The organism is Geodermatophilus sp. SYSU D01180, assembly GCF_054050415.1.
In genome coordinates, this window is the sequence record NZ_JBJGZH010000001.1 from 277241 (window position 1) to 289640 (window position 12400).

11 protein-coding genes are annotated in these 12400 nt (G+C 72.4%); 9 read left to right on the top strand and 2 right to left on the bottom strand.

The genetic code is table 11. The features are described 5' to 3' along the window. The first annotated feature begins 27 nt into the window (after positions 1 to 27). From ACI8AA_RS01325 to ACI8AA_RS01355, 7 genes are all read left to right on the top strand, one after another. Positions 28 to 204, top strand: a complete 177-nt coding sequence (locus tag ACI8AA_RS01325) for a helix-turn-helix domain-containing protein (RefSeq protein WP_457042985.1) — start codon at positions 28 to 30, stop codon at positions 202 to 204. Between the two features lie 292 nt (positions 205 to 496). Next, positions 497 to 1237 (top strand): IS110 family RNA-guided transposase, encoded by a 741-nt coding sequence (locus ACI8AA_RS01330; protein ID WP_457042710.1) that lies wholly within the window; start codon positions 497 to 499, stop codon positions 1235 to 1237. A 9-nt stretch (positions 1238 to 1246) separates the two neighbouring features. Further along, positions 1247 to 1519, top strand: a complete 273-nt coding sequence (locus ACI8AA_RS01335; RefSeq protein ID WP_457042711.1) for a transposase — start codon at positions 1247 to 1249, stop codon at positions 1517 to 1519. A 29-nt stretch (positions 1520 to 1548) separates the two neighbouring features. Then, positions 1549 to 1725: a hypothetical protein gene (locus ACI8AA_RS01340; RefSeq protein WP_457042712.1), complete on the top strand. Its 177-nt coding sequence runs from the start codon at positions 1549 to 1551 to the stop codon at positions 1723 to 1725. 718 nt (positions 1726 to 2443) lie between these two features. Continuing rightward, positions 2444 to 3034: an RDD family protein gene (locus tag ACI8AA_RS01345; protein WP_457042713.1), complete on the top strand. Its 591-nt coding sequence runs from the start codon at positions 2444 to 2446 to the stop codon at positions 3032 to 3034. A gap of 346 nt (positions 3035 to 3380) precedes the next feature. Next, positions 3381 to 5111 carry a DUF3696 domain-containing protein gene (locus tag ACI8AA_RS01350; RefSeq protein ID WP_457042714.1) on the top strand — a complete coding sequence of 577 codons (1731 nt, stop codon included), beginning with the start codon at positions 3381 to 3383 and terminating at the stop codon, positions 5109 to 5111. After that, a complete protein-coding gene (locus ACI8AA_RS01355) occupies positions 5101 to 5916 on the top strand; it encodes a hypothetical protein (protein ID WP_457042715.1) in 816 nt (271 codons plus the stop codon). The genes ACI8AA_RS01350 and ACI8AA_RS01355 overlap by 11 nt, the downstream gene beginning before the upstream one ends. A gap of 343 nt (positions 5917 to 6259) precedes the next feature. On the opposite strand, the gene ACI8AA_RS01360 is transcribed toward ACI8AA_RS01355, so the two are convergent. Next, a complete protein-coding gene (locus ACI8AA_RS01360) occupies positions 6260 to 6598 on the bottom strand; it encodes a hypothetical protein (RefSeq protein WP_457042716.1) in 339 nt (112 codons plus the stop codon). 439 nt (positions 6599 to 7037) lie between these two features. Then, the gene (locus tag ACI8AA_RS01365) at positions 7038 to 9812 is read right to left on the bottom strand and encodes a hypothetical protein (protein ID WP_457042717.1); all 2775 of its coding nucleotides are present in this window, start codon (positions 9810 to 9812) and stop codon (positions 7038 to 7040) included. A gap of 936 nt (positions 9813 to 10748) precedes the next feature. Here ACI8AA_RS01365 and ACI8AA_RS01370 point away from each other — a divergent pair. Together ACI8AA_RS01370 and ACI8AA_RS01375 are read left to right on the top strand one after the other, a co-directional pair. Further along, positions 10749 to 11708, top strand: a complete 960-nt coding sequence (locus tag ACI8AA_RS01370; RefSeq protein ID WP_457042718.1) for a hypothetical protein — start codon at positions 10749 to 10751, stop codon at positions 11706 to 11708. Beyond that, the gene (locus ACI8AA_RS01375) at positions 11705 to 12115 is read left to right on the top strand and encodes a hypothetical protein (protein ID WP_457042719.1); all 411 of its coding nucleotides are present in this window, start codon (positions 11705 to 11707) and stop codon (positions 12113 to 12115) included. The genes ACI8AA_RS01370 and ACI8AA_RS01375 overlap by 4 nt, the downstream gene beginning before the upstream one ends. The last annotated feature ends 285 nt before the right edge of the window (positions 12116 to 12400 follow it).

Here is a 12400-nt window from a genome sequence, read left to right on the forward strand (position 1 = left end):
CGCCCGGATCCCGCCGTCCAGGCACAGGTGGAGCGGTACGTCGTCGACCAGTACGCCGCGGGTCGCTCCCTCCGCGAGTTGGCCGAGCTCACCGACCGATCGTTCTCCGCGGTGCGCAAGATCCTCGACCGGCACGGGGTCCGGCGGCGCGGAGTCGGAGCTGCCCGGCTCACCGCCGAGCCGCCCCCTCCTTCACTTCGATAGGCAGCCCCCCGTCCGACGGCGTCGACGGCGCTGGCCTGCCTCACCTCAGGGCTGCTGAACCGAGAATGCATGAGGTGTGACCGATTGCGATCTTGATCGCTGCTCGTGCGGATGAGAATGCTCTGGTCGCCCGGCGACGCCGTGACACAGTGGCGCGGGAGAGCCCGCTGAGGTGTATGGCGCGGGGTCCTCGGGCGCCCGTGATTGCTGCCGTAGAGCGCGTGGGTCTGTTTCCTGGCAGAGGGCCCTCCGGACGACGCCTGTCGGTCGTCGACCGGAGGAGGGATCGACGGTGGAAGTGCTCTTCGAGCGGGTCGCCGGGCTGGACATCGGCAAGGCGAGCCTGACGGTCTGTGTGCGCACGCCCGGGCCGCGCGGGCGGCGGGCGGAGACCCGGACGTTCGCCACCACCACCCGGTCGCTGGAGGTGATGCGCGACTGGTTGCTGGCGCAGGGCGTGACGATCGCGGCGATGGAGTCGACCTCGACCTACTGGAAGGCGCCGTTTTACTGCCTGGAGGAGGTGCTGGAGGTCTGGCTGCTCAACGCCGCGCACATCAAGGCCGTCCCCGGGCGGAAGACCGACGTGCGGGATGCGGAGTGGATCGCCCAGCTGCTCGAGCACGGCCTGCTCCGGCCCTTGTTCGTGCCGCCGGCCGACATTCGTCGGTTGCGGATGCTGACCCGGTATCGGGTGCAGCTGATGGGGGACCGCACCCGGGAGGCGACCCGGCTGGAGCTGATGCTGGAGGACGCCAGCATCAAGCTCTCGGCGGTGGCCTCCAGCGTGACCACCGTGTCGGCACGGGCGATGCTGGGCGCGCTGATCGCCGGGGAGCGGGACCCCGCGGTGCTCGCCGAGCTGGCCCGGACCCGGATGCGGCAGAAGATCCCGGCCCTGACCGAGGCGTTGACCGGGCACTTCGACGCCGGCCACGCGCAGCTGGCCCGCTCCATGCTGCACCGGCTGGAGCTGATCGAGGCGGCGCTGGCCGAGCTCGACGCGGTCATCGCGGATGCCTGCCGGCCGTGAGCGCACCAGTTGGCGCTGCTGCAGACCATTCCCGGAGTCGGGCCGAAGGTGGCCCAGGTGATCCTGGCCGAGACCGGCGGGGACATGTCCCGGTTTCCCTCCGCGGCGCATCTGGCCGCCTGGGCCGGGTTGGCGCCGGGAGTGCACGAGTCGGCCGGCAAGCGCACGCCGGTGGGCACCCGGCCGGGCAACAAGTGGCTGACCGCGATGCTGGTCGAGGCGGCCGGCTCGGTCGGGCGGATGAAGGGCGCGATTATCTGGCCGCCCAGCACGCCCGGCTGACCAGCCGCCGCGGCCGGGCCCGGGCCCAGGTGGCGGTCGCGCACTCGATCCTGGTCTCGGCCTACTTCATGCTCCGGCGCGACGAGCCCTATCGGGATCTGGGCCCGGACTGGCTGGCCAGACGCAACGACGAGGCCCACACCCGTAGGCTGGTCGCCCAACTGGAGAAACTCGGGCACACCGTGGTCCTCGATCCGGTCGCCTGACCAACTGCAGAACCCCTCCGGGGCAGCCTTCGCCCGCCCCGCGCTGACGCGCGCCTGCAGCTCACCCATTCACGGGTCTGTGTCGGCTCGCGATTCTGATCGCTTCAGGTCGGCACGGGTGCGCCGACGCGGAGGTGGGGGAGTTGTTACAGGGACGACGCTCGGCACGGCGGGGCGCGCAGCAAGGTCTTCGGAGGGTCGCAGTTGGCGGACACGGGCCGGTACAGAGAAGTGGTCAACGGGTCGCGCCGCGGTTAGCGCTGCAGGCCGCCGGATGCCCCGCCGCGGAGTGGTAGTGCGCTGCCTGCCTGACATGGTGGCCTGCGACGCCTATGAACTCTGGCAGGTCAGCGGCTGACGCTGCCTCGCGTCAGCCAAGGTCGACGTCATGCAGGTGCTGCGCGAGGACCGCAGACGTGAGGAACCCAACGAAGACGCCTCTCGGAGCCCAACGCGTAGCCGACGCCACGACATGAACCCGTCTGCGACCGCAACACGCCTGGTTCCGGCCCTGCGACGTCTGCCGCGCTTGGCTCGTTACGCGGTCGTCTTGACCCGGTAAGACAAACACCGGCGGCCGGTGGCTGGACGGCCCCTACCGGAGTCACGGAGCGGGCTCCCGGCGACCAGCAGCGTGCGGGGTGCTCGGCGGGGAAGCACGGCTGACCAGCGCATCTGCGCTGTTGATGTTGCCGTAGGCGGCTGGCAATATCGCCCGGTGACTTCACCGCAGCACATTGTGACCAGCCACCAGTCGGACCTGGACGGCGTGCAGCCCGCGGGCGTCGGGCAGCGGCTCGCGGCCCGGCTCATCGATCTGGCCGTCTCGATCGTGCTCGCGTTCGTCTTCGTGATCCCGGTGAGCATCGTGCTGCTGCCGCTGGCGCTGCTGCTCAACTCGACCGGCCACCGCGAGGTCTGGGGTGCGATCGGGGGCGGCATATCGCTGCTGCTGGCGTTCGTGATGGTCGAGTGGGTCCTGCTCGTCCGGCGGCAGGGGCAGACGCTGGGCAAGGGGCTGCTGGGGCTGCGCGTCGTCTCGGACATCACGCAGGAGAACCTGACGATGGGGCAGGCGGCGATCCGGATGCTCGTCCTGCTGGTGCCCAACTACTCGCCGATCGCTCTGCTCGCGTGGGTGATCAACCTCGTCGCGGCGCTGGTGGACCGTCCCCGGGGGCGTGCGGTCCACGACTTGGCCGCCCGCAGCCGCGTCGTCCGCGCCCCGAAGCGGCCGGTGAACGTGAAGGCCGACCTCCTCATGGCCATGCCGGTCCCGCAGAAGGTGAACCTGACCAAGGGCCTCTGACACCGCTGACGGTCGGGCGCTGACGCCGACGCCGGTGTGCGCGGCGATGGGCGTCGTCTGCTGGATGAGCGGGGTCGGCCCCCGTACGCGCCCGCATCTGGCCGAGTGGTCGCCAGAGTCGGTGGCGGAGGGGAGGTCCGCGAGGAGTCTGCTGCGCCCGACAGGTCTCTGCGGTCCACGTTGGCTGAGGTGAGCCCCTCCACTCGATGAATCTCAGATGCCTCAGGAGCCACAACACCCGTGCGGGGCATGGGCGGGCCAGCCTGCGCGACCTAGGGTCGCCCGCGAGGTCTGGAGGCTCATGTCTGTTCTGCACGACCGTCCGATTCCGCCTGCCGGGAGGAGGATGGACCAGCCCAAGCTCCTGAGCTGGCACATCGCGGACTTCAAGTCGATCGAGAAGGCGGAGGTCGACCCCAGGCGATTGACGGTGCTGGCCGGGGCCAACAGCTCCGGTAAGTCGTCGCTGCTGCAGGCGCTGCTGTTCCTCGGGCAGAGCCTCGGTGAAGACGAACCGGTGCTGAACGGCCCGTTGGTGCGGCTCGGTGAACCTCGGGACGTGATCCGTTCGGGGCTCGATGCGTTCACGGTCGGCGTCCAGGTCGAGCCGCCGGCCGGAGGACGTGACCTTGATGCCTCATCGGTCCCGCTGCGGGCGGAGCTGTCCTTCCGGGCCAATCGTTCCGGAGTGCAGCCGACATACTTCGTCCTGACCGACGAGGATGGCCGCACGATCCTGGAGGCGACGGGGGAACGCGTCCCGGCCGCCGATCTCAAGGTCGTCGCCGAACAGATCCCCACCGCCGCGACGTTCCTGCGAGTGGCGACGCTGGAGGACCGGTCTGCTCCCGCAAGGACCTACCTGGCGTTTCGCGCGGCGCTGCCGGAGGCGCTGGTCTACAAGCAGAGCGAGGCGCAGCTGTTCGCGGCGTACAAGCGCCTGTTCAAGCGTCAGGACATGCGAGAAGACCCCGTGCTCGCCCAGCAGTTGCTCTTCGAGCTGCGGAACATCTTCGAGGCCTACAGGGGTGTGGAGGGCGAGGTCCCGAGCATCCTTCGACGCTTGTTCATGCAACGGACGCCGGTGCGGGAGTCTGCGACGCGATTCATTCGGGATCTCGGGCCAGATGAGTACCTCGCTGTCCTGAAGGAGCTCGCCCAGTTCACGGCCCGGAGGGAGTGGGCGGTCCTCCCGCTGGCCGGCCGTACCGGTGGATATGTCGGTGCGACGGCGTTCGCGCGCAGCGTCTACAGTCCAGCGCCCACCGCGATGCGTGCGCAGTTCTCCGTGGCTCTGCAGGCCGGTCTCGCAGTGACCGAGGCGCTTCGCCGGCTGAGCAGCTCCGTTCAGTACCTCGGTCCGCTCCGGGAGGAGCCGCACGTACTCGCGACCCCGTCCGGTGGTCGTGCCCGTGGCCTGCCCGTGGGGGCACGTGGCGAGTACACCGCCGACGTCCTCGCCCGCCGTGCCAAGGACCGCGTCGTGTACTACGACTGGAACGGCGAGCGGCAGGAGTCCGCGCTGCCCGATGCGGTCTCGCGCTGGACCGCCTACCTAGGGGTCGGGGAGGCGGTGGACGTCCTCGACCAGGGCAAGCTCGGTCGGGGACTGCGCGTCCGGGTCCGTGGCGTCGATCGGGACCTCACGACGATCGGCGTGGGAGCCAGCCAGCTCCTCCCGGTCGTCGCGGCGGGCCTGAGTGCACCCGCGGGCGCGGTGCTCCTGCTCGAGCAACCGGAACTCCACCTGCATCCGGCGGTGCAGTCCCGGCTGGCCGACTTCTTCCTCATGGCCCGCCCGGACGTGAAGTACCTCATCGAGACGCACAGCGAGTACCTCGTCACGCGTGTCCGGCGCCGTGTGGCCGAATCCCGGATACAGCCGGCAGACGTCGACATCCTGTTCGCGGAACAGGACGAGGAGGGCGTCACACGGTTCCGGAACCTCGAGCTCAACGACATGGGTGATCTCAGCGACTGGCCGAGGGGCTTCTTCGACGCACAGGACGATGACTCACGGCTGCTGATCCGAGCGGTGCAGGCCCGGCTCGCCGGCGGAGACCGCCATGTCGAGTAGGGCCCTGCTCCTCGATCCGGTGCTCCTCCTGCCGACGGCGGGCGCGGACGAAGCGTCGATGGCGGCCTTCTGGCTGCGGTTGGCCGAGTGGTCCGGGGATGGTCGTGCCCGGGTGGGTGAGTCGACGCGACGGCTCGCCTACGAGCACTTCGCCCAGTTCGGCTGGCCGGAGCGTCCGCCGGCACTCGCTCCCGAGGCGCTGCGCCGCGATTTCCACCGCCTGCTCGGTCAGGTCCTGTCGCGGGTCGTGCAGCATGCCGTCACCGGGGGTGGCTGTTCGGTCGTCGGGTATCGAGGATCTTCGGCGGCCTCGTCGGCCCTTGCCGAGGACCTGAGCCGATGTGGTGCCGACGTCGTTCTCGGCGTCGCCTCGGTGGGGGACGTGTGGGAGACGCCGGGCGCGCACGCGTCGGTGTCCCCGCCACCCCCGGACAACGTTCCGATCTGTCTGGAGCCCAACGCGGTACTGGCGGCCGAGCAGACCAGCCGGGTGCGGCAGCACTATGCGGACGTGCGCGTCAACATCGTCGGCGGGCAGGTCAATGAGCGCGTCGTGGCGGACCTGGAGGCGGCGATCGGCCCGCGCGAGGTCTCGTGGCTACCGTGCGAGCGCCACAAGAAGCCGAACCTGAGTGCCTGGAAAGGCCTGGCGGCCGACAAGGACGTCGCGGTCTGCATCACCGGCCAGATCAGTCACGCAGCCTCCATCAAGGCGCGGGACCTCGCGCGCCAGCGAGCTGTGGAGTTCCTGCCGGTCGAAACGGCCAGGGACATCGTCTCCGCGCTGATCGATCGAGTGACGTGACCGGTGGTGGGCGCAGGCACGGCCGGAGGGGCGCTCGTGGCCGGCGTGCCACCGCAAGGATGCCTGTGTCGGCCGCTCGCGGCCCCCACGGATCGCAGAGGTGCGGCGCCGCAGCCGGTCGAGGTCGGTGCGGCGACGGGCTCCGTCGCGGTACGGGGAGGTGATGTGCCGGGTGCGGCGCGGGCCCCTCCCAAGCACCGACCCATGCGCGTCGGCGTTGACCAGCCCGGCTCGCACCCGGTCGCCGCCGGCGGCCGCTGTCACGGCGCCCGACGCTGCTCGACGTCGGCGGTTCCCGACCCTTGTAGGCCCTATCGGGCGGCGCCTCGATCTTCTGGCGACGTCACACCTGCGGCTCGGCGTCCAGGCACGTCTCTGACAGGCCGCGGGCCCGGAGGACTTCCTGGCCGTCCATGATGACCACGACGTCCATGTCCGGATCGTCGAGGTCTCGGCGCACCCAGTTCTCGACCCAGGAGCAGTACAGGTAGGCGCCGTAGGCGGGGTCTGCCCAGGCCTCGGTGTCGACGATCGCCTCGTCGCCGCGAACGGTCACTGTGCCCAGCCCGTCGTAGGCACTGTCGAACTCGTAGTGGACGCGCATGGCCTCTCGGAGCTCCTCGGTGCGATCGGCGTCCGAGGCGCCGCAGCCCACCAGCGTCGCGGAGGTCGCCGCAGCCACGATCCCCACCGTTGCGCGCTTCATGTCATCCCCGTTGGTCGTCGGCCGCGCGAAACTACACGGTCCAGTCCAGGATCTGAGCGGGAGCGCGGCTCATTCCTGAGCCGGGTGTCGGAAGCCGCGGCCGCTCCGGCCGCACCTCCGTGAGTGGTCGATCCAAGCCGTGCTCGGGCAGTTGCCCCCGGCCTGCTGCGGCGCGCCTGCCGGCACCGTCGTCACACCACGCAGCCGGGCCGCCTGAGGACGGGGCCGTCACGGTCCGTCCTGCTCGACGAGGAGGGCTCGCGGCGGATCGAGGCAGCGCTCCGCCATCCGGTCGGACGGCGACGGTCATGTCCTTCGGACGGCCGCGCGGGGTCGGCGGGGTGGCGCCGCCGATACCGGCGGAGGGCGCGAAGATCAGCCTCCGCAGACCGGCCAACCTGCGCCGCGGGGCCGCTCAGGGCCTGGTGCCGTGCCCCGGGTTGAGCCACGTCAGGTGCCCGTAGGGGGGTCGATAGCCGGCGGTCGGGGTGAAGCGGTCGGCGAGATCCATGAGGTCACGGTGCCGTGCGGTGGCCAGGAGCGTTGTCGTCGCTCCGGGATCGCCCTCGGCTGCCGCGACCCAGGTCTGGGCGAAGGCGCGTAACCAGTCCTCGGCCACCTGGTCGGGCACCAGGACCGGTGTCTTGTCCTGGCTCCGGGCCCTGGACCACTGCTCTCGATCGGCGTGCAGGAGGTCGGCGGCGGCGTCGATGGCCGGGGGTGTGCTCAGGAGCCGGGCGAGCAGGTGCGCCCGTGCCTTGTCCCCGCACCGCTGCTCCAGGGTCACCGCGAGGACGAGTGCCGGGATGCTCGTGTTGACCAAGGTCCGGATGCCGCCGCCGGTGGCGATGAAGGTCCGCAGGTGCTGCAGGGCTTCGGCCTCGAGGCCCTCGGCCGCGGCGACCAGCCCGTGGAGGGCCGCGACCGACGCCGGGTGCGCGGGGGCGAGGGCTGCCGTCTTCTCCGCGAGGTGGGTGAGGCGTCGGGCCTGCGGGCCGGCGCCTCCCGGGGCGGTGACCAGGACGCCGCCGACCGCGAGCGCCGCAGCCCACCACCCTCCGGTGGGCTTCATCGTTGCGAGGTGCTCCAGCAGGTCGCCGACGTGTCCGGCTGCGTCGGGACGGCCGGTCATCCCCTTGAGCCAGCCCATCCGCCATGCGGCCGTCCGCGGGAGCCCGCGCCCGTCCGCGGCGGGGGCCTGGGTGAGCCGCCCGTCGAGGTAGCCCTCGATCTCGTCGTCGTCGGCCGGCCGCGGATCGTTCTGGCGTGCCCGCTGCAGGTAGGCCCGGGCGTGCGGCAGGTCCTCGACGGCGACCGCGGCGGCTTGCGCCGCATACCGGTACTCGACCGCCGCAGACATGCGAGAGTGAGGAAGGTAGGCCTCGGCCCGGGCGGCGGCGAACAGCGCGAGCTGGCGTGGGCACATGTCGGCTGTTCCGCTGAGCGCCGGGAAGCCACGGGGAAGTGGCTGCGGAGGCAGTTCCGGCAAGCCGGCCGAGCAGGTCGGGCAGGTCATGAGGGCCGCCTCGAGCCCAGCGAGGGCGGCACGGTGCCGGACGAGGGCCTCGGCCGGCCACTCGGCGGCCAGCGCCCGGCGCCCGAGCCTCCGCCAGCAGTGACGGCAGCGAGGGGAGCCCTCGTCAGCGAGGACCTTGAGATCCCGGTCAGCGGTGCTCCTGGGGTGGCCCGCCCTCTCGTAGATCTGCTTGTCGGTCAGTCCGGTGAGGGCGTGCCCCTCCTCGACTAGCTCCAGCGCAGCCGCCGCATAGGACGTGAGTCGTGCGGCCGGGACGCGCGCGGCCGCGTGATCGTCGGCATCGGGACCGGGACCCCGGGACCACTCGACCGCGATCTCGGCGTCGTGATGGCGCGGGCCCTCGGTCAGGTGCCAGAGGCGGGTACCCAGCGGTTCCGGCAGCAGCCCGGAGCGGGGGGCGAGGCGTGCCAAGTCGGCCAGGTCCAGGAGGCGCCGGGTCGCGCGGTACAGGTCCTCCGCGCTCGTGGCCACGGGCCGATCGGTCCCGGCGGCACGGGGGGTGGAGGGCCGCGTGCGCTGCCACTGGGCCCACCGGAACAGGTGGACCCAGCCCGGGTCGTTGAGGCGACCGCTGCCCTGGAGCCACTCCCACGTCGCGTCGCTGCTGGCGACCGCGAGCAGGCCTTCGGCCGCCCGAAGGGCGCCGACCGCCTGCAGGTCGGTGATGGCGTGAACGAGAAGCTGCGCGGGGACGTCGGCCCATCCGAGCTCTCGGCCGACCGGGCGCGTGCCGGTGTGCGCGGCCCAACGGAAGAGCACGGGCAGGCACAGCGACAGCCGCCGCCACCGCTCATCCACCCCGGCCTTCGCGTGGGCGTCAGCGGCGGGGGGCGAGGAGAGGGCGTGCAGGGTCAGCAGACGGTCGTACAGGAGCTGCCACGTCTTGCGGGCCCCCGGCTGTTCCTGCGTGCGCAGGTGCTGCAGGAGGTCCGACGCCTGGGTGAGCTGGTCCCGAGCAGTCAGCCCTCGCCGGCCGCCGCTGCGGCCGGCGGCGATGCTGGCCGTGGCGCGCAACAGGGCCAGCCGCACGCTCGCCACCTGTGGGCACAGGTCACTCGAGGGCGCGGTTGCGCGGATGCACTCCTCGACGAGTTGCAGGAACGGGAGTCCCGCCGAGCGGAGATTCGCCTGCGTAATCCCGGTCAGGTCTGCGTATGTCAGATGGCGCGCGAACACCATCTCGGCAAGGACCAGGAGAGCGCCGCCCTCCAGGGACCGCAGGTCACTGGGGAGGCCGGGACCGCGCAGCGCCGCGGTGGCCATCCGGGTGTAGTGGCTGTCGGCGGACTCCTGGCCGATGAGGTGCCAGTCGACGTCACTGTCCGGGTCGTTGTAGCTGGTCGTGAGCTCCTGCAGGCGGCGCAGCTCTCCGTTCATGACGGTGGGGGGCACTTTCGCCAGGGCGGCGGGAAGGAGCAGCCGCGCGAGGTTGCGATGCGCCGCCGCGTTCCCGTCCGCCTCGAGCTGGCGTCTCAGCCTTCTCCAGGCGACCCAGCTGATGATCCGTCCGCCGTTGTTGTTCGCGTTGTCCGCGTGCCAGGCGCTCCAAGGAAAGGTCGACCAGTCCTCGCCGGCAAGGAGGTGCTCCTCCAGGGCTTCGACCAACTCGTACAACGTCCGGCAGGAGGCCGTATCCGGCACGAACTGGGTCACGCGCCGAGTATTGCGCCCGGGGACGGGCCGCCTCCCGGCCGGTGATCACCGTGCGTCCCGGCCCGTACAGCGATCGGGGCGGCGCACCCTGGGCGCGAGGCACCCGGCCGTGCGTGGCGGCGCCGCAGCACGACCGGTCCGTCCCGGTCGTGGCCGGGCGGTTCGGTCGTGGCCGGGCGCCTGATCCAGGCGCCCGCGAGTACGAGCACCCCGCACTGGTGCCGTGGCGGGCGGTGCGCTCGAGGCGGCGGGCACCAAGCCCCGGGGGCGCGGGTGCTGTTCCCACGGAACTGTCCATCTGCGCGCCCTCCCTCGGGGCCGGGGGCGCCCGGCACCGTGACGGCACCACCCCGCAACGCCACCGTGGAGAGGAAGAGATGCTCGTTCACCGGATGCCGTGCCGCTCGACCGCCGGCTCCCCGACGTCCCTGCGCCGGGATGGTCGCGGCCGCCCAGCCGGCGTCGGAGCCCCCGACGTGTCCCCGTCGCCCCTGACCGGACGGGCCGCCTGATGCCCCGGCGGAACGGCGCGGGCCGCGCCTCCCGAGCACGGACCGCCCGGCGGCGGCGTCGCCACCGGCGTCCGCACTGTCCGGCCACCGGGAAGCTGCGCCTGCGGGATGCCAAGGACGCCCGGCTGGCGCTCCGCGACTGCCGGGGTCTGGCCGCCGCCCATGCGGCCGCCGGGCTGCCCTCACGCCGCCGGGAATGCCGCAGCTACCACTGCCCCCACTGCGGCGGCCGGCACCTGACCGGTCAGGCGGCGCGCCGTACGACGCGGCCGCCGCACCCGGCCGGCCCGGACCGGGTGCGGCCCGATCCCCGGCGGGTGCCCGCGCGCCCGGGGACGGTGGCAGGGGCCGGCGTCTCCGGCCGCGGCCCGTCCGGACCGTGGTGGTCCGGGGCGTCGCTGTCCGAGCTCGGAGGAGTGGGCTGATGCCGCTGCCCTTCCTCCCCGTCGTCATCGGCTTGGCGGTCACCGGGCTCGCCGGGTCCGGCGCCGGTGTGCACGGCGTCAGCACCATGGTGCAGGCGCAGGGCATCGTGTCCGGCGCCCAGCGGCGTCACGACGCCGCGCACCAGCGTCACTGCCGGGCGCGGGGCAGGACCGCCGACGCATTGGAGCGGTACGGGTACCGCCGAATCGAGGTGCAGACCACGACCATCGCCGAGTGGGTGGCCTGGCTGGAGCGCAACCAGCGGAAGGTGCGCCGGCTGCGGCACACCACGGTGGGCGGCATCCCGGTGGCGGTGCCGAGTCTTCCGCAGCTGCGGGTCGTGGTCGCCGATGCGCGCGGCCTGCTCGCCGGCGGCGCCGCAGCCGCGGTCGGCGCGATGGCCGCGCAACAGGCGGCCCTGGCCGGGGTGCGCACCCTGGCCGTGGCCGGAACGGGCGCCGCCATCTCGGGGCTGTCCGGTGCCGCCGCGGAGAGCGCCACCCTGGCCTGGCTGGGCGGCGGCACCCTGGCCGCCGGCGGGGGCGGGGTCGCGGCCGGTGGGATCGTCCTGACCGGAGTGGCCCTCGCCCCCGCGCTGTTGATTGGCGGCATCACGCTGGCCGTCCAGGGTGACCAGGCGCTGACCCAGGCCCACCGCTACGACGCCGATGTCACCGTCGCGATCGAGGAGATGCGCCTGCAGGAGCGCCTGCTCCGGCGACTGAACCGACGTATCCGGGAGATCCGGAGCGTCCTGGCCCAGCTCGACGAGCGCGCCCGGGTCGCGCTGGCCCTGCTGTCAGCTCTGGACTTCGACCCCGCGGTGCACGCGGAAGCGTTCCAGCGCACCGCCCTTCTGATGACGGCGGTCGGCGAGGTCCTCGACACCCCACTGCTCGACGCGGACGGGCAGGTCTCCCGCGCGTCCTCCGACGTGATGGAAAGGCATGCACCATGATCCCCGCACCCCTCGGCGTCGGCGGGCCGTCGCCGTCGGTCCTTCCGGCAGGGCTCGACCTGATCAGGGAGATCGTCTCTCTGGGACGCAGCTGGATCGAGGTCCATGAGCGCGGAGTCACTGCGCGGGCCGCGATCTCGGCCCGGGAGCGCAGTCTGATCGCCGAGATCCACGCACGCCGGGACCTGTTTCTGGGCTACCTCGACCGGTCCTTCGACGAGCGGGAGCAGGTCTTCGAGCGGCTGTTCGAGGCCCTGGACAGGGCGATGGCGGACGACGTCTCCAGCGTCGCCGGGGTTCTGGGCGCCATCACGACCCTGGCCGCGAAGAGCCCGTTCGCCGACCTGCGGGACATCGAGCTCGTGAGGCGCAACCTCGCAGACCCGGACCACGTCTGGACCGCCTGAGCGACCGCGCGGCTGCACCCGCACGGCCGCCCGCGGCGAGCATCGGCCGCGCGACCGCGGGTTCAGCGCCGGGAAGGGGGAGAGCCGGCGGATCGCCTCGGGGGCCCGCCGCGGCGGGTTCGGCTGCTGACCGCCCTGGGTCTGGGGATCGCGGTCACCGCGGTCTCCGCCACGTGGAGAGCGCACCACGGCGCCACGCCGGTGTGTCTCTCGGCGGCGCCGCCCGCGGGGCGCGGCGTGGGGCCGTGGAGGGAGTCGCAGGCGGGCCCGCCGCGTTCGGTTCCC

Bases quoted from the DNA above. Each gene is read 5' to 3' on its own strand.
- ACI8AA_RS01370 (WP_457042718.1), top strand. From the start codon at position 10,749: ATGCCGCTGCCCTTCCTCCCCGTCGTCATCGGCTTGGCGGTCACCGGG.
- ACI8AA_RS01350 (WP_457042714.1), top strand. From the start codon at position 3,381: ATGGACCAGCCCAAGCTCCTGAGCTGGCACATCGCGGACTTCAAGTCG.
- ACI8AA_RS01375 (WP_457042719.1), top strand. From the start codon at position 11,705: ATGATCCCCGCACCCCTCGGCGTCGGCGGGCCGTCGCCGTCGGTCCTT.
- ACI8AA_RS01355 (WP_457042715.1), top strand. From the start codon at position 5,101: ATGTCGAGTAGGGCCCTGCTCCTCGATCCGGTGCTCCTCCTGCCGACG.